The organism is Legionella jordanis (genome assembly GCF_900637635.1).
GTDB lineage: Bacteria > Pseudomonadota > Gammaproteobacteria > Legionellales > Legionellaceae > Tatlockia > Tatlockia jordanis.
The window spans coordinates 584,920-606,065 of record NZ_LR134383.1; the positions used below are offsets into that span (position 1 = coordinate 584,920).

A 21,146-nucleotide genomic window follows, 5' to 3' on the forward strand; every position below is an offset into this window, starting at 1 on the left:
TGCGCAGCGAATTTTGCAATAAAGGACAAAAACTATTCGCAAAATTCCTATTGATCAACTAGGCTAAATTAGTGCAACGCAACATACATGGAGATAATAATGAATCAGGATTATTTTAGAAGTTGGGCTGCTTTAGTCAATGAAATGCACAAACCATTTCAGGCTATGGTGGAGTTAAATATAAGGACTCTACAAAATCTGCATTATTTAAGACCAGAGGAAGCTGCAAATTGGCAGCAACCCAATCGAATTATTGATAATCAATTGAAAATGGCAATGGAAAACAGCCATCAAATGCTGGATTATATGCGACAATCGTTTCAAATTATGGAAAATGCCTTCTCTTCTGTTTCACGAGAACTCAGTAAACATCAAGGAGGAAGGCCAGAAAATTCTTCTTTCTCGAAAGATAAAGCAGCTGACAAGAACAGTGCTTCGGATTCCAAGACAGGCTCCTCCAGGAAGTCCTCGAAAACGGAACAGCAAGCCGCCTCTGCCGCTGGAAATGGCAAAGAGTCAAAATCAAAGTCTTCGAGCAGGAATTCTTCTGCGAAGATGACAGGATCAGCCTCTAAATTGACTGCCTCAAAAAAGGGCACATCAAATAATTCCCAATCACTTAAAAAGCAAAACTCTGCCTCTTCAGCCAATAGAGATAGAAAAAGTATGTCTGGTAACAAAACTTCAGAACAAGTCGTTCGTGCGAGCAACCCTACCGCATCTTCTCCAAATAAAATTCCGGCAGGGAAAATTGCAATGTCCGCGGCGCAAATGTCCTCACCCAATACCAAAATAAGAATGCCAGAACATAAACACAGTACACCCAATGATCCGGCAGCCGTTTTCAAACGACAAAATGATAAAATGCCGGAACCTAAGAAGTAAGCGTGTGCGGCTGACCGATTCATTTAAGCATCTAGATTAGCAAAACGTGTCTGGATGCTTTTGCTATACTGAGTTTGAGCGTTCTCTCTTATTTTATGAAGTTCTTTCAAGGAAGAAAGTATGAAAAGAATTCATTACGCTTGCCTCGCATTCATAAGTACTATCGCCTTTTCCGGCATTTTGTATGCTGTGACCATCGTCAGGGTTCTTGATGTGCCCACTTATCCTGCGCAACAAATAATCGACTGGACTGAGCAGACCTTGGAAACCACCATTACAGCCGGATACCATGATGATGTTTCTGAAGCTGCAAATGTTCGCAAGCGTTTTAAGCATGCAGCTTGGGAGCCTATGGCCGCATTTTTGCAGAATAAATTAGCGATGAACAAGGATAAACAAGCGATCATGTTCCACCCTCAGCCACTTGGACCGCCTGTTATTTTAAGCGAAGAAGAATGTGGGGAGGCCAGTTGCTGGCGTGTTCGACAAAGCTATTTAATACCGGAAATAAGAAATCAGGTTGATTTCAGTGCCTTGGTGGCAACAGCGGATCCTTCGCACGGTTCTCCTTTTGTCATTCAAAGTTTAAGCATTGGTGTCAATGAGTATTAAGTTAATGCTGATTGAAGTAATCTGAGCTTACACCATAAATGGAGCAGGCTAGTTTTTTATTCGATTTTTGTTCCCACTCAGGCTTATTCAAGACATCAATAGCATTTTGATAACCCGTTTTTATACGCAAATTAATGGCAGAACGTATAAAATTATAATCTTTAAACGAGTGGGAATAGGGTGTGCCGTTATAGATAATATGCACGACACTAAAGCGTTTCTCATGTCCAAGTTCCAATATTCTTTGTACTTCGGGATCTTTTTTCGCTTCTGGGCTTAATTTACCACTTAAATAATGAATAGCTGCTTGTAAATTTTGGCGACTCGTGTAGACGTTAGTCAGGCGTCTAGAATGGCTTGCGTAGCGAATATCCTTTTGGCGCTCTTCCAATTGATCCATATTTCTGGGGAGTGGTCCTTGTAAACTAAAGCAATCCACAACAAAACAAAGCGTATCTTTCTCGGGTAAGGCATCAAGCACTGTGACTAGTGGTGTGTTGGCATAAATACCACCGTCCCAGAAATAGTCATCGCCAATTTTAATAGCTGGAAAACCTGGAGGTAGAGCGCCACTCGCCATAACATGTTCTGGGGTTATGGTGATCATTTGATTGTTAAAAAATATCATCTCTCCAGAAGTTACGTTAACTGCGCCAAGGCAAAGGGTCACATCTTTATTGTCATTGATTCGATCAAAATCAATAACGCGCTCAAGAGTCCTACGTAATTCCGTAGTGTCATAGTAGCTTAAACGATCAGGCGTTTCATTGCTGAGTAAAGTGGGAGGTAGGGATCTTGGTTTGAAAAATCCTTCGAGGCCAAAAAACAGGGAGTGAAGTGCTCCTAATCGATTGTGCAAATGATGAGTAAAATCCCAAGTTTCAAAATTGATCATCAAATCCAACCATAGATTTGGAGAAATGGTATCCCAGAATTCCATCAATTTATCAATTTGCTTTTCTCGGGGATTCCCCGCAATGATGGAGCTGTTGATAGCCCCAATTGAAACCCCAGCTAAGAAATTGGGGTGATAACCTCTTTCATGAATGGCTTGAAATGCCCCCACCTGATAAGCACCAAGTGCACCGCCACCTTGGAACACGCAAGCAATCCGTTCGTATCTTTGCTTTTGCTTGGTGGCTTTTTCCGGTTTATTAATCAAACCGAGCGCTTTTTTATGAGCTGGTTTTTTCCTTTTTTTGGCTGCTTCAACCATAATTGCCTGCTCCAATCCATGTGGGGAGAACTATGATTAAATTTATAGGCAAAAGCTATGCCAGTAAAGAAACAGCGTTTACCTCCATTAAGCCATTAATCAAGGCATCCAGGGGTAGTCCCAGGATTGTACTATCGCTGCCTTTCACTTCACGAAAGAACCATTTGGCCGAGCCTTCGTAATTATAGGCGCCGCAATTTTGGTAAGGCTGTTCTTTCCTTAAATATAATTCAATTGCGTTATCGCTTAAGTCATACATGCTTAAAGTTGCCACATCATGGCCCTGCCAGAGAATGTTGCCATTTTTAGCAATGCAACATGCAGAAAGTTGCTGGTGGGTTTTACCTCGCAATAAAAAGAGATGCGTTCTGGCATTCTCATGCGTCATGGGCTTATTGAGATTGATATCTTCAAAGATGCACAGTTGATCGGCCGCAATAACAAAATGTTCAGGATGGCGCTCGCTGACATTAAGCGCTTTATTACGAGCCAAAGTATTTGCCAACGTCAGCATATCTTCACAAGACAAATCCTGTTTAATGCTTTCCTCATCGCAATTTGCTGGTATTGCATCAAATTCCAAATCCAAAGACTTAAGTAGTTGGATACGGGCTTTGGATGCAGAGGCCAAAATAATTGGTTGTTGAGTAAAAAATTTATACATAAGCAGCCACCGATGCCATTAGTAAGAAGCCGATAATCACAAAGCTGAAATCGCGCAAATTGCAACATCGTTCTACCATAACACAACGCTCTAAGCCATGTAATGTTCCAAGATACAAAAACGTTCCGGCGGAGGCTGCGATAAGAATGGGATCAAATAGTGATTTTGTTTCAATCCCATGCCCAAAATACCAACCTATAAAAATTCCAAGAGGCGTCATCAAACAAAAACTTAGGAAAAAACCAATACTTTGCTTGCGACTGAGCGAACTTTTATTAAGTTGCACGGCAATGGCAAAACTTTCAGCCCATTTATGAGTAATAATTGCTAGAAATAACATAATTATTATGGAATTACTATTCGTAAATCCCAGGGCAGCCCCAAGCATGATGGAATGAATGGATAACATGGCCCAGGCCAGGATTGCAAATGCGGGGTGGCTGGCACTATGGTGGTGGTAAATTTCTCGTCCTAAATGTTCAAACCACAAGAAAATCAAAAAAACAAAACCCGTAATTATAAAGGCATAGGGATAGTTATAACCTAAAGCTTGAAACTGCAAACTTGATTCAGGCAGCATATGGAGCAGGGCTGCCCCCAAAAAAATACCAGTGGCTAAAGTTTCACCAATAGGAAAGTCCACATGACCATCACCGGCTATCTTTTTTTTAAAAGGGTACCAACCGGCAAGAACGATAAAAATGAAAATACCAACAGCAAGAGCTAATTTTAAACTGGCCGTAGCCATACCTGATCCTTTTATAAGTGCGTGTTCATGCCGACAAGTGCTTACACGCGCACTAGATTAATGGGTTTATTATTAAGAAAATGAATAATATTTTGGCAAACCTCATTTAGCAAGCGCTTTCTTGCTGCCACGGATGCCCAGGCTACATGAGGAGTAATGACACAATTATCAAGACCTATCAGTGGGTGATTATCTGGGGGAGGTTCTTGACTTAAAACATCCAGGTAGGCAGCTTGAATTTCTCCATGTTTTAATGCCTGAGCCAAAGCCTGCTCATCAATCAATCCTCCACGACTTGTGTTTATCAATACGCTGGGCTTTTTCATTTTCTTTAAGCTGATCGCATTGATGATATTTCGCGTGTTGTCGTTCAGCGGGCAGTGGAGGCTTAATACATCGCTTTGCTCCAGCAATTCACTCAAGCTAACCCAACTTGCCAGTGAGCTTTCGTAAAAATTGGGTTTGTGGAAAATGATTCTCATGCCAAAAGCCTGAGCAATATGCGCTACCTTTTGAGCGATTTTGCCAAATCCTAGAAGACCCAAAGTTAAGTCGGTTAATTCAGTTATTGGTTTATCCCAATATGAGAAATAGTCTTGTTTTTGCCATGCTCCTCTTTGTACGGAGGCGTTTAACGAAGAAACCTGATTGCTGTGGCTCAGTAATAAGGCGAGCACGTGTTGAGCCACACTTTCCGCGCTGTAGCTTGGTACATTGGTAACGCTGATGTTGTACTTCGCAGCAGCCACGAGATCAATATTATCCACACCGGTAGCCGTTTCACCGATGTAACGAAGCTTTGGCAATTGACTAAAATGTCGCTCACCCAGTTTAACTTTGTTGATGAGGATCATGTCGGCATTAAGAGCCCGCTCAATAATCTGCTCATCGGATGTTTTGTCATACAGTCGCACCTCACCCAATTCATAAAGGCGATCAAGACATAGCCCATCATTAATGAGCGGTATGGCGTCCAAAACAACGATGTTAGGATTGTTCATGCTCAATCATTCCTTGCTGGTTGAAAATGCGCACCGTAAGCTCATGTGGAAAACCTGTTACATTCTGCCTTATCTTCTCAAGAACAGAAGGCCAGTTTTGCTGCTCAGCAAAAATAAGGTCCAAGACCATCTTGCCCTCGAGATAATGTAAGGTCCAGTTGGTCAGGCCTGGGTAATTGACTTTCCACAGGGTAATGAATTCTTTTTCGATTGCCTTGCGGCTAGGAAGATGAAAGGAAGGACAATTTTCTTCATCATCTTCAGGGTCAACATGCACCGTTACATCCTTGACCCGCGCAAGTCCCTTGAGCAAAGACCGATGCACGTGTTGGGCAATATAATGTCCTTCCGAGACGGAGATGAAAGGAGATACGAGAATGTGTACATCAATGAACACGTCCCCACCCATTAAACGGCTGCGCAATTGATGAATTTTTTCAACTCCAGGTACTGATTGAATAATTTCTTCTATTTTTTGAAGTGTGGGGGCATCAACTGCAGTATCGATTAATTCTTTAACGCTATCCCAGCCGTAGGTAATCCCCATTTTGATGATCATGAAACCGACGATGATTGCAGCAATGGCATCCAGGTAGAGAAATCCAAAAAAAGTACCTAGTAATCCCAGGGCAACAACTATCGAAGCGGCGGCATCGGAGCGATGATGCCATGCATTAGCTGTAAGGAGCGAAGACTGGATGCTTTTACCCACGTGAAGGGTCCAGTGAAATAAAATTTCATTGGCAAATATGGAAAGTAGGGCAATGGGAAAAGCAATCCAGCCAGGTTTAGTGTGGGTAGCGTACAAAATTTCATAAAAAGAATCCCAGGCAATTCCGGCGCCAGCGAGAATAAGCAACAAAGCAAGAATCAATGTAGCAGCGGTTTCAATTCGCTGATGACCATAGGGATGACTCTCATCGGCATCTTGACTGCCGTACTTGGAAGCAAAGAGCACCATAAAATCGGTTATCAAATCAGAAAATGAATGAATACCATCGGCAGCAAGGGCATGTGAATGATAAACAACTCCTCCAAGCAACTTCACCCCACCCAGAAGCGCATTAACGACAGCGCCAATTATTGTAATGTTTCTGGCCTGTTGATAACGCTGTTCCTGCATTCCCTTATTCCTTCATTAATTCCAGTGTAATATGGATTTCGCCATTCAGCTCGGTGCACTCAATTAGCCGGTGGCCATTTATGCGGCACCAGCAAGGCAGATCGTGTTTTGAACCTGGATCAGTTGCGATTACGGTTAATGTATCACCATGCCCAAGTTTTTTCGTCATATTTTGCGTTTTAATCACGGGCATCGGACATAGCAGACGCCGCGCATCCAATTCATAATGAGCCATATTTCCTCACAAATACCAATGCTGCGGAATTTCGTCAGCGCGCAGGGGCTGGACGGTCAGCGTTTGCCGTTCACCATTTAAATGTTGTACATCCACATCAACACTAACCTCATCTCGTCCTGAACAAAAACGTGCGGCAATGCGCGCGCAATTCACTAAATCAGCAGTATCAGGGTTGCCTTCGATCAAAATCATGGGGCCACGGTGATCACGTATTTGCATGTGAATAAACTGGTTGCGATAGCCCGTTAAAAAATTACTCTCAGCTTCATCTCGCGCAATAATCAGCTTATAGTGTGGCAGGGGACGAATGTGCCTGCCAGCTTTCAAAAGAATAATATCCTCAATATCGTAATCACGGCTTTGACGATGATCCCATAAATCTTTCAGCCGTCTTGTATAGTTTTCATCCGTCAGAACGCAACAACCGCCAGCGGGTTGGGCAAACTCTTTTATGGACATTGATGCTGCCAGGCTAAGTTGAGGTTTGCGATTTCTGCCTTGAAAATCATACAAGGCTTCACGATTAACCCAGCCCTCGCGCTCAGGCAAAGTAGGTGGTAAGCGCTTGGCGCAGAGCGGACGTAATAAACGATCTTCAGCGCCGGATTTATCCGCAATTAAGGGCATAGTGTCTTTGCGCTGCGACTTGGGACGCTGGCCAATCACCTCGCCGGTAATTATAAAATCAAAATCATTCTCAAGCATCCATTTATAAGCTTCCTGAACCATAAAAATTTTACAATCCAGACAGGGGTTGATGTTTTTGCCATAACCATGCTTAGGGTTTACTAGAACCTCCTTGTAGGGTTCTACAATGTCAATGATATGTAACTGGATTCCAAGTTGTTCGGCCACCCATAAGGCATCATTGCGCAAGGGCTTTTCACTTTTGCGATTGCGAATGGCAGAAGTATGTCCCGAGTGGCAAAATCCCGTATAAAAATTAATTCCTTCAACATGAATTCCTTGTTCTTGAATAACCTTTACGGCAAGCATGGAATCAAGGCCGCCGGAAATTAAGGCTACCGCCTTGCGTTTTGCAGACATGAGAAAACCTGATAACAAAATGTACAATATTTTAACCTTTCTTCGAGCCAGGTCAAGTCGTGAGTCATAAAAGAGCGTTTAAGAGGCCTGAGTAAATCTCTCACTTGGTAATTTATACAACAGCAGGCTACAAGCTTTATTTTCAAAGAGATTTTTAGGATGTGCACAGAATTATCCACAGTTTTTGTGGATAATTGCAAAAAAAAACCTAGGCCTATTTTTAAGAAAACCTAGATGGAGTAAGGGCTATGAAACATTCAAGAAGAGGAATAAATAAAAAAACAAGAAAGTTTTAAAAAGTTATCCACAGGAGGGGAATGAGAAAATAGAAAATTAGCCAAGCTATCTTAGCAAAGAAAAAATGAAAAAACAGGTCTTGACTTAATCTTTTCTAAACTTTTTTTCAGTTGTCTGCATCAGCGATGTAATCAGCCTTGCAGAAATTGTTCAAATTCACCCAGCCAGCGTTTTGAAATGCGGTGCGCTAAAGCAAATTGCTCAACCATTAATGTTTTCGCCAGCTGCGCTACTTTGGGCAACAAATCTTTATCTCGCTGAAGATTGGCTATTTTGAATTGACGATAACCGGTCTGTTTTGTGCCCAAGACTTCGCCAGCACCGCGAAGTTCGAGATCTTTTTCAGCAATAACAAAGCCATCCGAAGTTGCACGCATGACTTGCAGTCGCTCAATGGACATTTGCGATAAAGGAGATTGATACAGTAATAAACAGTGCGATTGCTGACTTCCCCGCCCAACCCGGCCTCTAAGTTGGTGCAGCTGTGATAATCCGAGCCGCTCAGCATTTTCAATGATCATGAGACTGGCATTGGGAACGTCTACACCGACTTCAATAACTGTCGTTGCGACTAAGAGGTCGATTTCGCCCTCTTTAAAAGCCAGCATAGTGGCTTCTTTTTCAAGCGACTTCATCCGGCCATGAATAAGGCCCACACGAATAGTCTTCAATTGCTCTTGAAGACTTTGAGCAGTGGCGATGGCTGCCATGCATTGTAATTTTTCCGATTCTTCTATCAAGGTGCAAACCCAATACGCTTGTCGGCCATTGGCAATGGCTGATCTTAATCGCTCAATGACCGGCTCCCTTTTTTCTTGACTAACCACTGCAGTGACAATCGGGGTGCGTCCTGGGGGTAATTCATCAATAATGGATAAATCAAGGTGGGCAAACTGCGTCATGGCCAGGGTCCTTGGAATGGGCGTGGCAGTCATTAGCAGTTGATGGGGAATTGAATTGGCATTTTGCCCCTTTTGCTGAAGAAGCAAGCGTTGCTCAACGCCAAATCGATGTTGTTCATCAATAATCACTAAACCCAACTTACTAAAATGTACCCCTTCCTGAAAGAGTGCATGCGTACCAACGAGTAGCTGACAATCTCCATTTTCCAGCCTGTTAAGGGTTTCTTTACGCTCCTTGCCCTTCATTTTGCCACTCAATCGGCGACAACATAAACCCAATGGTGAGAACCATTTTGAAAGGGTATTTGCATGTTGCTCACTCAGTAATTCAGTAGGAGCCATTAAGGCGACCTGATAACCACTCGCGATGGCTTGGAGTGCGGCGACGGCGGCAACTATGGTTTTGCCAGCGCCTACATCCCCTTGAACCAGACGAAGCATAGGTTTGGTTTGTACTAAATCTTCCTGAATTTCCGCAATAACCCGCATTTGTGCTGACGTCAGGGAAAAAGGCAATTGTTTTAAAAAGGCATCGGTTAAATCTCGTGCTGCATTAATTTCCGGTGCTATGAAGCCATTGCGATGTTGCCTGGCAAATTGCATGCTTAGGCGTTGCGCCAATAATTCATCAAATGCCAGCCGTTTTAAGGCCGGATGCTGACCCTCTTCAAGGGCGATTAAAGAAGCATCGGGCGGTGGGCTGTGCAAAAAATGCAGCGCCTCTGGCAAGGGGAAAAATTTCTGGGCTGCAAGCTCGTCTGCGCTCATCCATTCCAGTTCCAACAGTTGCCCATGGCAGATTGATAAAGCTGTTTTTATGATTTGCCGCAACCGACTTTGACTCAGCCCCTGAGTACTTGGATAAATGGGGGTGAGATGTTCTTCAACGATGCATTCCTCCTGAGTATCAAGAAGTTGATATTCAGGGTGAATCATTTCCAAATTATTTGAAAAATCACGCACCTCGCCAAAGGCTCGAATCAAGCGGCTCTCATTTAAGGCTTTCACTTGTTGTTTGTTGAAATGAAAAAAACGAAGCTTAAGCAGACCACTTTGATCTTCCACCCAGCAAAAAAGCATCATCCGCTTGCCGTATTTGATTTCTGTTTTACAAACCCGCCCGGCAATGACGGACCAATCATTGGGTCTTAAATCAGCAATCGGAGTTATCCTTGTGCGATCCTGATAACGATAGGGTAGGTGAAACAGCAAGTCTGCAACGGTTTTAATGCCGCATTTTTGCAGTTTGGCTGCCATGTTTGGACCCACGCCCGGTAAAATTTCACAAGTTTGTTGCAACACAGTATGATTTATCTAAAAAAAATTTGATAATAACAGGAAATTAGTCCGAGTTGGCCTGCCATGAGTAAAAACTTAGAGAAAGGTAAAAATCCAATTCTTAGCTTCACTGCGGCTTTAATTCTTGTTTCACTCATTGGTTTTTTACTGATTGCCGGTAGAAGCTTGCTCATTCCATTGGTCATTGCGGTGTTTATTTGGCATTTGTTAAACACCCTCAACAATGGCATGCAAAGAATCCCTCTAATAGGACATCGCTTACCCAATTGGTTTAGCATGATATTGTCTTTGTGTGTGGCCGCCATATTGGTAAAAATTTTAATTGATATCATCACCAATAACGTCAATGAAGTGATAAATGCCTCTCCACGGTATCAGGAAAATTTGACTAACATATTCAATGCCATGGATCAACGGTATCATATTAAGGCCTTGGCCAACTTGGACAGCTTCCTGCAGGATTTGAGTGTCCAGCGAATTTTAGTAAATATTTATGGCGTATTTACTACCATAACCAGTTCTGCCGTTTTGATTTTGTTGTATGTTGTTTTTCTGTTCGTGGAGCAACACTTCTTTAAACAGAAACTCCAAGCCTTATTTCCCCATATAGAACATCGGGAATTGGTGCAAAACATTAGCAATCATATTGTTAGAGACACACAAACTTATTTGGGATTAAAAACTTTACTCAGCTTGATTACGGCGATTGCCAGTTGGGTTATCATGAAATCCGTAGGTTTGGATTTTGCTGAGTTTTGGGCTTTATTAATTTTTTTCTTAAATTTCATTCCTAACATTGGGGCCATCATTGCCACTGCATTTCCAATGTTATTGGCTCTAATCCAGTTTCAGAGTTGGGTGCCATTTTTTATCATCACCTCAGGCATTGTTACGGTAGAGTTTGTCATTGGTAATATGGTTGAACCAAGGTTTCTCGGGAAATCCCTAAATCTAAGTCCTTTAGTCATTCTGATTGCCTTGGCGCTCTGGGGAGCCATTTGGGGAATATTAGGAATGTTTTTGTCCGTTCCCATTACGGTGATGATGATGATTATTTTTGCTCATTTCGATGCCACCCGTCCCATCGCCATTTTGTTGTCCCAAGATGGTTATATTCATAAGGCTTATGAAAGGCTCTGAGCATGAGGTATAAACTGGAATCAGATGGGACTATTGTGAAGCCCCACGCATGTCAATCTCCCACACATCAACCACTCTGTCCTTGCTGGTTATAAAAAATTTATCATGCAGGTTAATGCTGGGATCACAATGAGGAAGAATTAGTTCGAGGATTTCTCCACAGTGTGGCAATTGCCCGGTAGAAGTGATTTTGCCATGTTCATCCCCGAATGCCCATTCGTAGGTAAGATTTTGATGACTGATAATCTTGGGCCTGTGTTTATTGTCCACATAAATGGCTTTTGTACCAGCATCGACTGTGACATGTTCGCAACGATTGCTGCTGATGACGGTCGTCAACAGCGTTAAGGCTGGTTTGAAAGTGGTAAATTGCTGATTATTCTCTTTAGAGCCAATGGCTGCATACTCCACATCCATGACTACGTAAGAACCGGGTTGTATTTCAGTGACGGCAGTTCCTTCAACATCAATGTCATAAGTTCCTGTGCCTGTACCGGTAAGTATATGGCAAGTCAGATTATGCTTTTTAAAATCACGTAGGAGTTTGGAGGCCATGAGCATGGCTTCTGATGATTTGGCTTTACGCTCTTCATAATCATGAATATGTTGTAAGTTCCCTGCATAACATTGAATGCCGATAAGCTTTAACCAGGGAGAAGATTGGACGCGTCGGCCAAGCTCAAGTGCTGACTCAGCTTTCACCCCTGTTCGGCCGAGCCCAGGATCAACATCAATTAATACTGGAACGATTTGCTTAAAAGCAGAAGCGGCTTTTTCCATATCCTGGACATTTTGCGGACTATCAACCACCACCATGGAATCTGGGGCTTGCTGGATACAATGGAGTAAACGTTCAATCTTGTAGGGAGTTACGACAGGAGAAGTGATTAATACCCCTTTGACTCCATTACGAATAAGTACTTCAGCTTCCGATACTTTAGCAGCACATATACCAATGGCGCCGTATTTCAGTTGGAGCTGCGCGAGTTTACTGCTTTTATGTGTTTTGCAGTGGGGGCGGACATTTATGCCATGTTTCAGGCTATGCTGGCGCATGCGATTTAAATTGTACTCCAGTTTATCCTTATCAATAACCAGACAAGGGGTATCCAGTTCCAATTTATGAACGCCAATGAAAGATTGAGTCATCTCTTTCTCTTAAAAATTAACGAACTTCATCTTCTGGGTAGATGACTGAGTTGTTATGATCACTGTTCCAAATTTCTTCCTCAGTCAAAGTAGTCTCTATGAATTCAATGGGGGTGTTGCATTCGGCTATCATCGCTACTTTATAACCAGGAAAAGGCTCATAAGGTCCCAGTATGACTTCCTTTCCTTCAATCGCCTCCTCAAGCTTGTCTACTTTAAAAGCCACATGGGGTTTGCTCTTAATTAGCGCATGGAGAGGGCAGTCTTTCTCGAAACGATGGTATTGAATGCGGTACTCACTTTCTTGTCCGCCACTGGTATACATCTTAAAGGATGAACTGTATCTTTCTCCTTCCCTGACCTCGCTGGTGGGTATGCCCATGTGATGGTATTGATAGGTGGTTGTTTTAACAGTCATACATTTGTCCTAAAAATTGAGCTACTTCTAGTTTAAAGCAAACTGCGCCAAGCTTGTATAGTCTGAGCAGGTTTGGCTTGGCCGGCTCTTTAGTAAATGGATTTCTTTTACCGGCATCGGAGGAATAAAAGGCAAGGCAATCGGCTCCAGAAGATCGTCTGTTGGATGCACGTTTTTAATTCGTCCCAGTGTCAGATGGGCACGGAAAGGACGCGTTTCAATGCTGTAATTTAAATTCAGGATAGCTTGTTTGAGACCGGCAGCCATGGCATTTAAATTCGGATTTGACGCCACACCCAGTGAAATAATGCGCGGATGCCTTTTGTTTGGAAAAAGCTTTAGCCGTTGGAATTTTAGATAAAAGGCCCTTTGGTTTTCCAATTCTAAAGAAGCATACTGAATGAGACGCTCAATATCCTCCGCTTCAATTTGGCCAAGAAAAGCCAAGGTAACATGGAGGTTTTCCGCCGCACTCCAGCGAATGGGAATTGAGAGTTTTTGTTGTAAGTTGAGTAGTACAGTTTCTATTATGCTGTAGATTGGTTCAACCAATTTTACGGCAAAAAACACCCGAACTCCCATAGACTATCTCCCCTGACTGCTGTTTAAGTACTGCTGTATATAGAAAATTTCATATGAAAGTAACTTAGCACGGGATGCTGTTGCTGTCGAAGTGATTGCATCAAGATATTTATTGCGCAAGCTGCTTAAATTAATTAACATAATAACCCCAAATTCTACTTTTTGTTCATAAAATGATAAGCTCTTTGATTGTTCTTCACTGTGAATTAGATAAAACTAATAAGTTATCCAATGTGCTTAAGGGCTTTGAGACTAAATTCCTTTGTTTTAGACCGGTAACTTGTGTGCGGCAAATTTTTATTTTTTGCAATTTATCGGTAGAAGAACAAGCTTCTCTTGCGCTGCTAGTACAATGCATCAGCGATAAAGTGAGTGTTTGCGAACTTTCAAAAGGTTATCAGGCTTATGAGTTCCTGTTGCGATGGAGTGTGGGGTTGCTCAATGCCACGCAACATCATAATGATCGATTTGTTTTGGGAAAATGTCGCTCCCTGTGGACCAGCTTTTGTGAGGAAAAGTCTAATGAGCTTAAGGGACATCCCTTCCTAAAAGTTATGCAGCAGCTTATGTCCGATGCGCATAGTATTCGCTCGATCATTGAGAGGAATTTGTCCCATCTGCCGCCAACAACCCGGATTGAACAAACCGAAGCATTGTGTCTGGAGCAAAGAAAACTTAGAGAACGGGACGAAAATGCCGGTTCTATAAGATTTATTTACCCGTTCTTAGCTGAACTCGCCTCTGGGCCAACAGAGGATACTGAAAAAACGATTGAGAAGCTTTCAAAAAAAATCAGTAGTCTGCAAAAGGAATTAAGTGCTCAGAATCGAAATAAAACGATTGAACCGAATCCTGAAAGTAAAAAAGAGAAGTCTGCCTTGAGTATGACCCAAATGGCCATAGCCGCGTGCTGGGCTAAAAGACAATTTAAAAACAAGCTTCAGTCCCATGGGCAAGACGAAGAGCTTGCTGTTAATTTAGGTAATCCACAGTAGATACACTCTGGTGACGCGGTCTTTAAATGATTGTCTTAAATTTCAAATGCCCTGCGGAGCTTCTCCGGCAATGCCCTGAATACTTTTTCGGCTAAGTTCGGCTCTAATTTCTGATTTATAATTGTATGGCTGCTCGAATCGCGTCCTGGGCATCATCAACATCTACCGCCGCAAGTTCTTCGGCGAGGGGTTGAATAAACTCATCAAATCCTCTGGTTGTATTTTGTGGACGAGTAGGATTCCAACCATCATAGTAAACGCCTTTCAGGATTAAGGGCAATTGCGACGCCAAACTCACAGACAATTCGGGAGGTAATTTATCCCGCAAGGCATGCAATATCGCTCTTAAAACGGCATAACATTGAGATTCATTGCGAAATTCGCCAAAATCTTTAAATTCATGCAACCATTTTTAAGTTTGATTCACGGAGGATTCAATGGATGAAACGTGCATAAATTAACCTCCTGTTTAGCTTATCCCCTTATTTTTATTATAGTGCTAAATCCCTTGTCGTTATTTCACGGAATATTTGGCTTATTCAGGTTGATAGAGCCTCGTTTAACGACTATCTTTACTGGTGAGTCCAGAAGATTTTAGGACAAGCCATGAACCACCAGTATACGGCAAAGATTTATTATGAGAAGGAAGAGGTTTCTCAGAAATCAGGCGATGATATCGAAGAACTTTATATATGGATGTTGACCTATGATAATGGTCATGGCAGCTGCTGTCGAACTCATGGGGAAATCATTGATAATCAAACCCAAACAGTCGTAAGAAAATTTAAAAAAAGTCCGATTGAATAAGAAAATGAATGAAATCCTGCTTGTGCTTCTTAAGCTGCATACAGCCTCTTAGCAGAGTTTTACAATTAAAAGTAAAGCTTGGGTATTCTCTGCCTCTTATAGTACCGTCTTGTAAATTGCCATTATGAAATCTTGTGGGATTCAGGCTTTGCATCTGATATGAAAAAGCGCATAATAGCTGTTTTTTGACGACCTACGAATGTTATGAAATCCACTGTTGAACAATTACTCGCTAAGGCTATTCAGGCTTTGAAAGAAGCTGATGTCATTCCTCAAGATCTCAATGTTGAGATTAAAATTGAGCGAAGCAAAGACAGTGATCATGGAGATTTTGCCAGTAATTTGGCGCTGTTGCTTGCAAAACCCTGCCGACAAGCTCCTCGCCAAATTGCTGAATTGATCCTTAAGCATTTGCCAGAACATTCCGAAGTCGAAAAGATTGAAATTGCAGGCCCTGGATTCATTAACTTTTTCATGCATCATGATGCCCGCTCACAAGTGCTTACAGAAGTATTTAAGCAAGGGGAGCAATATGGTCACTGTAATTTAGGTCAAGGCAAAAAAGTAATCGTTGAGTATGTATCTGCAAACCCAACGGGTCCTCTTCATGTAGGCCACGGCAGAGGCGCCGCATTCGGCGCAACTTTAGCCAATCTCTTAAAAACCGCCGGATTTGATGTCAGTCGTGAATACTATGTAAACGATGCCGGACGACAAATGAATATTCTTGCCGTAAGCGTGTGGCTTCGTTATTTGGCACTAGTAGGGGAAGAGATTCTGTTCCCGGCAAATGGTTATCGCGGCGATTACGTAATGGCTATCGCTCAAGAATTGGTTGAGCAGTATGGCAAAGACTTTCAACGATCATGGTCTATGGTTAGGCAGGATTTGCCTGCGGATGAACCAGATGGGGGCGATAAGGAAGTCTACATCGATGCAATGATTGCACGTGCGAGAACATTATTGGGTGAGAGTGGTTTTAAACTATTCCATCAGCACGCGCTGAATTCGGTTTTGGCTGACATTCGTGAAGACCTGGCTGAATTTGGAGTTGAATTTGATTGTTGGTTCTCCGAGCAATCACTTCTGGATAGTGGTGCTATTGCCAAAGGAATTCAAGCTTTAAAGGATGGCGGTCACATCTTTGAAAAAGAAGGTGCGTTGTGGTTTCGAGCCACTGATTTTGGTGATGAAAAAGACAGGGTTTTGGTGCGGGCAAATGGCCATACCACCTATTTTGCTTCCGACGTAGCCTATCACTGGAATAAGTACGATAGGGGTTTTGACCGGGTAATCGATATTTTTGGTGCTGACCATCATGGTTATGTCACTCGAGTTAAGGCCGCCGTCAAAGCGCTTGGACATGACGAAAGCGCGGTGGATGTTTTGCTGGTGCAATTTGCGATTCTCTATCGAGGTGGTGAACGTGTGCAAATGTCCACAAGAAGTGGTTCCTTTGTCACTTTACGGGAATTACGTGAAGAAGTGGGCAACGATGCCGCTCGTTTCTTTTATGTCTTGCGTAAGCCAGAACAGCATATGGATTTTGATTTGGATCTGGCCAAATCGCAATCCAGTGACAATCCCGTCTATTACGTGCAATATGCCCATGCACGCATCAGTTCAGTCCTCCGACAATTAAAGGAACGAGGGCTGAGCTGGGATGAAAAACTGGGACTGGACAGTATAGAGTTATTAAAAGAACCTCAAGAGAGCCATTTGCTGACCCTAATCAGCCGTTATCCAGAGGTTATTGAAGCATCTGCTAAGGCTTGTGAACCGCATCAAGTGGCTTATTACCTAAGAGAATTGGCGAATGGTTTGCACAGCTATTATAATGCGGTGCCGCTGTTGTGCGAACAAGAGGCATTAAGAAGTGCGAGACTTTGTTTACTGGTGGCTGTAAGACAGGTTTTGAGAAATGGATTACGGCTTCTCGGTGTATCAACTCCTGAGAGTATGTAATGGCAAGGGATTACGGACGAAGAAGGCCAAGCAGGCAAAAAAGCAATACTCCAAAGCAATTTGCATGGAGTTTAGCTGCATTTTTATGCGGCTATATCACTGCCAATGTGTTTGACTATACGAGTTTGAACAATTGGTTGCATAAAAATGTTCTGGCTCAAGAAGAAGCTGTCTCTGAGGCAAAAGTAAATGCCAGAAAAGATGAAATTCCAAAGCCGAAGTTTGAATTTTATACCTTGTTGTCTAAAGATAGCGTGCCTACTGCTTCCAATACTCTACCCAGGGCGTCAATTGCAACACCCGCAAAACCTGCGCAGCCACCGGCGAATACAGCAGCCAACCAAGCGGTAGTTGCGGCTAGTGTTTCAGCAACTGCCCATGTTCCTGCTCAATCCACAGCTAATGATGTAAAAAATTTGCGCTCAAATACTTCCGTACCGGTTGCCGAAGCCAGACCTGTAGCACAGCTTGCCACTCAAAAACAGGAATCTTATCTGCTGCAGATGGCATCTTTTAAAAGCCGTCAGGAAGCCGAGCGTTTAAAAGCAGTTCTGACCTTACGAGGCTTTGATGTAAGCATAGTTGCGGCTCCTCCGCAGCAAGGAGGATGGTTTCGGGTGATTCTCGGTCCTTTCTCCTCCAAAGTGGAAGCCGAAAGGGTGCAGATGGCAGTGGCACGTACGGAGCGAATTCGAGGAATGTTGCGTAAACTAAATGCCTGAGCATGGAAAATGGTTAGCTGCATGAGGAAATCATGCCTATTAAGTTCAATCCAAATGGAACAAGATTCTATTTAATAGCTTATGAGAGTTAACAAATGTCCCTAATTTATCAATTTTACATTCCAGATATTACTTGTAACAGCTGCGTGCAAAGCATTTTAAAGGCACTTTTGGCTGAAGATTTTCAAAATGAGACCAACTTAATCATTGAATCCCACCATTTGGATCATCAAGAAAAAATTTTAAAAATCCAGGTTAAAGCCCAGGATAAGACTGCCAGAATAAAAAAGCTGCTGATGCAAAAAATCGAAGACACCGGGTTTTCATGCAGAGAGGTTGTGGAAGACAGTCTTGTTGAAAAAGAAGAGCTCATGCAAGATCATTCTCTTGAAACAAGAAAGGTCACGCAAGTCAGCCTATTTGAAAAAATCTACAGTCATCATTGGTTGCTTGGCGGAATCGGTATTGGCACTGGCATTGCCTTAATGATTGTATCAATGCTTGCCAGCGGTGGTTTATCTCTTGCAGTGATGATTGCAATCAGCGCAACTAGCAGTTTGCTTACTTTGGCTTTAGGAGCGCCTTTTTATTATCAAGCGATTAAAAAATTATTTTATAACGGTTCAATGTCGATGGATACTCTGTTTTCCATCAGTACGCTTACGGTGATTGCTGTTTCTCTCGCCTCATTTGCATTTCCCTGGCTACCAATGATGCTCGAAGCAGGTTTATTAATTTTTGGATTTCGCCATCTTGGCTTGGCGATTGAACATAAGCTGACAAAGAGTTGGTTATCTGAGAAAAAATTTACAGACCGGCTTCCTATGGAGGTCGATGTCCTGGAAGAAAATAGTTCTATTAAACAAAAGCTACGCTCCATCAAAGCGGGGGAGATCATCATTTTAAAACCGGGTGATGTTGTACCAATTGATGGTGAGCCATTGAACGATGTATTGCTGTATGACAGCATTATTACTGGTTCGTTTTTGCCAAGCCTGTATAAACCGGGAAGAAAATTATATGCGGGGATGCAACTGACGGAGGACTCTCCTGTTGCACACATCAAAGCGAGTGACGCCTTTTTGTCTTTAGAAGCGGGGAATGTGGTCCCTGTTGATGCTGTTGCTGAAGAAGAATGCCTAATCTTTAATGAAGACTTGAATCAAAATATTACTGTGCCTAAAGGCACCACTGTAGTTGCAAACAGCCGTATGGCAACTAAAGCCAAACTAAAAGTAATATCAGTGGGCTCTTATTCGCATCTGCATCGATTGGATCGCAATAATGAATTGGCCCAATTTGAAAAGGCTCCAATCGAGGAAGTCACCACCAAAACATTGCAGTACTTCATCCCTGCGGTTCTGCTTATTGCTCTGTTCTCCGCCCTAATAATTAGTATGTTCTTTCCCCTGGCGATTGCTATCAATTGCGCCATTTCTGTTTTAGTTGCTGCATGCCCATGTACTTTGGGGTTGATTACGCCTTTATCGGTGAAAATCGGCATCAAAAAGGCCGCAGAACAAGGGGCGCAGTTTAGTAGTGCTCGCATGTTGCAGGCTGCAAATGCAGTTAATGCCATTGTATTTGATTTGAATGGAACATTAACCACAGGTATTCCAATAGTAAAGGATTATGCGTTCCATCCTCAATTGACTACTGAAGAGGAGCTATTCAGTTATTTGGCTGCTGTTGAAGAAAATGCTCCACACCCAGTAGCCAAAGCCATATGGGAGTTTGCGGTTAAAAAGAATAGAAAACCAATGTTCATTAAACAGAGCGATAACTCAGACCACTCTGGAATCAGGGCGACCATTCGCAAATTGGACTCCGAGCAAGAAGAGGAGATCATTATTGGCGATCAAAGCATTATGGAGAAATATGGAATTGATCTCAGCCTGGTTCATGAAAAATACAAGGTTAAGGCCGGAGAGTCACTAAGCTATATTGCTAGAGATGGCAAACTATTGGGTTACACCATTATTACTGATCCTTTTCGCCCCGGAGCTCTTGAAACAATAGAACTGTTGAGGAAGAAAGGCATCAAGATTTTTCTTTGCACCGGTGCTCACAAAACCACCGCTGAAGCCTATGCGGCTGAAGCCAAGATTCCATTGTCGAATGTGGCCTATGGCTGTATGGGTTTTTCTGAGAACAGTGAAGACCATTCCAAGATAAGGTTTATTAAACAATTGAAAGATATGGGATACCAATTGGCTATGGTTGGTGATGCGGCCAATGATGCCAATGCCATGGCTGCTACCTTTGGAATTGCAATCCGATCCAAATCAGGGGATGAGGTGACGCAGCAGCAAGCCAGTGTCGTTATCCACGGTGACTCACTTTTACCTGTGGTGAATGTGTTTAACGTGGCAGAACAAACGGTTCGTAATATTAAACAAAATTTGGGTTTTAGCTTGTTTTATAATCTGGCTTCTGTTTTTTTGGCCAGTGGGTTGTTATTGGCTTTTGGTTTTACTCTTAACCCTGCTGTCGGCGTAGCCCTGATGATTCTACAAACCACATTAATTTTGGCTAATGCCTATCGCTTTAAAACACAGCCTCTACCTTTGCCTTCATTGGATTCCTCCTCTGCCGTTACCCAGGAATCCTATTGCTGTTTTAACAGGCATCTTAATCAAAATAGCCATTTGAATGTCCATGTTATAGAAAAACAAGAAGAAAATTCAATTAGGCCAGAATTTGAAAGTCCAACATTGAATTATGAGGAAACTGAAACTTATATGCCTAGCGTGTGATGGTAACTCGCACATCTCCGGCATTTTTAATGGCGTGGGGCTTACTGACACTAACGGTCAATTGCGAAATGTTAAAATTTGCCTTTATTCGTTCGGCAATGCAATTGGCCGCAGTTTCAATCAGATGGAAGGATGAAGATTCAACGTAAGCGGTGATTTCAGTGCATAATTGGGCATAGTCAATGGTACCGCCTAGATCATCGTTGCAAGTGCTGCAATCTATAGGAATAGAAACATCAATGGATAGTCGCTGCAATATCTGCTGTTCCCAATCATGAACGCCAATCCGAGTATTAACCTGAAGATTTTTGATTTGTAAGAGATCCATGGTATTTAACAATCTGGCTTAGAACCGCCCAAGCATAGCAAGCTGCCTTGTGAAGGGCAATCCCGAATAAAAGGACTATTTGACAAGCTGGATGCAATTATAATGCTTCAGGATTTGAACATACACATTAAGTTAATGCTTAACGCAATACTTGATTAGTATTTTATCAAAAGTTATGCTGTTTCTAGTTTGCTTGAAGTTGGTTGTTTAAAAAGAACAAACATCTCTACCTTTGCTTTCACGCCATAAGGA

The 21,146-nt window shown here is 42.5% G+C and carries 21 protein-coding genes; 8 read left to right on the forward strand and 13 right to left on the reverse strand.

Going from position 1 to position 21,146, the window contains the following annotated elements; all coding sequences use genetic code 11:
- Positions 1–99: 99 nt before the first annotated feature.
- Together EL203_RS14515 and EL203_RS02815 are read left to right on the forward strand one after the other, a co-directional pair.
- Entirely contained in the window at positions 100–885 is a 786-nt protein-coding gene (locus tag EL203_RS14515) for a hypothetical protein (RefSeq protein ID WP_058470620.1), read from the forward strand.
- 120 nt (positions 886–1,005) lie between these two features.
- On the forward strand, positions 1,006–1,497 hold the full coding sequence (locus tag EL203_RS02815) for a DotI/IcmL/TraM family protein (protein ID WP_058470619.1): 492 nt from the start codon (positions 1,006–1,008) through the stop codon (positions 1,495–1,497).
- 1 nt (position 1,498) lies between these two features.
- Here EL203_RS02815 and EL203_RS02820 read toward each other — a convergent pair whose 3' ends face one another.
- The 8 genes from EL203_RS02820 to recG all read right to left on the reverse strand — a co-directional run bounded on the left by EL203_RS02820 (position 1,499) and on the right by recG (position 10,035).
- Positions 1,499–2,713: a patatin-like phospholipase family protein gene (locus EL203_RS02820; RefSeq protein WP_058470618.1), complete on the reverse strand. Its 1,215-nt coding sequence runs from the start codon at positions 2,711–2,713 to the stop codon at positions 1,499–1,501.
- A gap of 55 nt (positions 2,714–2,768) precedes the next feature.
- On the reverse strand, positions 2,769–3,377 hold the full coding sequence (locus EL203_RS02825) for a Maf family protein (protein WP_058470617.1): 609 nt from the start codon (positions 3,375–3,377) through the stop codon (positions 2,769–2,771).
- Entirely contained in the window at positions 3,370–4,125 is a 756-nt protein-coding gene (locus tag EL203_RS02830) for a ZIP family metal transporter (protein WP_058470616.1), read from the reverse strand. Before EL203_RS02830 ends, EL203_RS02825 begins: the two co-directional genes overlap by 8 nt.
- Positions 4,126–4,166: 41 nt before the next feature.
- On the reverse strand, positions 4,167–5,126 hold the full coding sequence (locus EL203_RS02835) for a D-2-hydroxyacid dehydrogenase (RefSeq protein ID WP_058470615.1): 960 nt from the start codon (positions 5,124–5,126) through the stop codon (positions 4,167–4,169).
- The gene (locus EL203_RS02840) at positions 5,113–6,249 is read right to left on the reverse strand and encodes a cation diffusion facilitator family transporter (protein WP_058470614.1); all 1,137 of its coding nucleotides are present in this window, start codon (positions 6,247–6,249) and stop codon (positions 5,113–5,115) included. Before EL203_RS02840 ends, EL203_RS02835 begins: the two co-directional genes overlap by 14 nt.
- 4 nt (positions 6,250–6,253) lie before the next feature.
- The gene (locus tag EL203_RS02845) at positions 6,254–6,484 is read right to left on the reverse strand and encodes a sulfurtransferase TusA family protein (RefSeq protein ID WP_058470613.1); all 231 of its coding nucleotides are present in this window, start codon (positions 6,482–6,484) and stop codon (positions 6,254–6,256) included.
- A 6-nt stretch (positions 6,485–6,490) separates the two neighbouring features.
- The gene (locus EL203_RS02850; protein WP_058470612.1) at positions 6,491–7,534 is read right to left on the reverse strand and encodes a tRNA (5-methylaminomethyl-2-thiouridylate)-methyltransferase; all 1,044 of its coding nucleotides are present in this window, start codon (positions 7,532–7,534) and stop codon (positions 6,491–6,493) included.
- 428 nt (positions 7,535–7,962) lie between these two features.
- Entirely contained in the window at positions 7,963–10,035 is a 2,073-nt protein-coding gene (recG, locus tag EL203_RS02855) for an ATP-dependent DNA helicase RecG (RefSeq protein WP_058470611.1), read from the reverse strand.
- A gap of 60 nt (positions 10,036–10,095) precedes the next feature.
- Here recG and EL203_RS02860 point away from each other — a divergent pair, with 60 nt between their 5' ends.
- Positions 10,096–11,172, forward strand: a complete 1,077-nt coding sequence (locus EL203_RS02860; protein WP_058470610.1) for an AI-2E family transporter — start codon at positions 10,096–10,098, stop codon at positions 11,170–11,172.
- Between the two features lie 30 nt (positions 11,173–11,202).
- Here the strand turns inward: EL203_RS02860 and EL203_RS02865 are convergent, their stop codons facing one another.
- Genes EL203_RS02865 through thpR form a run of 3 tightly spaced genes read right to left on the reverse strand, consistent with a single transcriptional unit; the run spans position 11,203 to position 13,321 of the window.
- Positions 11,203–12,321, reverse strand: a complete 1,119-nt coding sequence (locus EL203_RS02865; RefSeq protein WP_058470609.1) for a DSD1 family PLP-dependent enzyme — start codon at positions 12,319–12,321, stop codon at positions 11,203–11,205.
- A 16-nt stretch (positions 12,322–12,337) separates the two neighbouring features.
- Positions 12,338–12,739: a hypothetical protein gene (locus EL203_RS02870; RefSeq protein ID WP_058470608.1), complete on the reverse strand. Its 402-nt coding sequence runs from the start codon at positions 12,737–12,739 to the stop codon at positions 12,338–12,340.
- Positions 12,740–12,766: 27 nt separating this feature from the next.
- Entirely contained in the window at positions 12,767–13,321 is a 555-nt protein-coding gene (gene thpR, locus EL203_RS02875; protein WP_058470607.1) for an RNA 2',3'-cyclic phosphodiesterase, read from the reverse strand.
- Between the two features lie 173 nt (positions 13,322–13,494).
- Between thpR and EL203_RS02880 the strand changes: the two genes are divergently transcribed.
- Positions 13,495–14,316 carry a hypothetical protein gene (locus EL203_RS02880; protein ID WP_058470606.1) on the forward strand — a complete coding sequence of 274 codons (822 nt, stop codon included), beginning with the start codon at positions 13,495–13,497 and terminating at the stop codon, positions 14,314–14,316.
- Between the two features lie 115 nt (positions 14,317–14,431).
- Here the strand turns inward: EL203_RS02880 and EL203_RS02885 are convergent, their stop codons facing one another.
- Positions 14,432–14,722: a DUF2267 domain-containing protein gene (locus tag EL203_RS02885; RefSeq protein WP_058470605.1), complete on the reverse strand. Its 291-nt coding sequence runs from the start codon at positions 14,720–14,722 to the stop codon at positions 14,432–14,434.
- A gap of 200 nt (positions 14,723–14,922) precedes the next feature.
- On the opposite strand from EL203_RS02885, the gene EL203_RS02890 reads away from it, so the two are divergent.
- From EL203_RS02890 to EL203_RS02905, 4 genes are all read left to right on the forward strand, one after another.
- The gene (locus EL203_RS02890) at positions 14,923–15,123 is read left to right on the forward strand and encodes a hypothetical protein (RefSeq protein WP_058470604.1); all 201 of its coding nucleotides are present in this window, start codon (positions 14,923–14,925) and stop codon (positions 15,121–15,123) included.
- A gap of 204 nt (positions 15,124–15,327) precedes the next feature.
- Positions 15,328–17,088, forward strand: a complete 1,761-nt coding sequence (gene argS / locus EL203_RS02895; protein WP_058470603.1) for an arginine--tRNA ligase — start codon at positions 15,328–15,330, stop codon at positions 17,086–17,088.
- On the forward strand, positions 17,088–17,810 hold the full coding sequence (locus EL203_RS02900; protein WP_058470602.1) for an SPOR domain-containing protein: 723 nt from the start codon (positions 17,088–17,090) through the stop codon (positions 17,808–17,810). Before argS ends, EL203_RS02900 begins: the two co-directional genes overlap by 1 nt.
- A gap of 95 nt (positions 17,811–17,905) precedes the next feature.
- The gene (locus EL203_RS02905) at positions 17,906–20,566 is read left to right on the forward strand and encodes a heavy metal translocating P-type ATPase (protein WP_058470601.1); all 2,661 of its coding nucleotides are present in this window, start codon (positions 17,906–17,908) and stop codon (positions 20,564–20,566) included.
- On the opposite strand, the gene folB is transcribed toward EL203_RS02905, so the two are convergent.
- Positions 20,556–20,894: a dihydroneopterin aldolase gene (folB, locus tag EL203_RS02910; RefSeq protein WP_058470600.1), complete on the reverse strand. Its 339-nt coding sequence runs from the start codon at positions 20,892–20,894 to the stop codon at positions 20,556–20,558. The two genes, EL203_RS02905 and folB, sit on opposite strands and share 11 nt — an antisense overlap.
- Between the last annotated feature and the right edge of the window lie 252 nt (positions 20,895–21,146).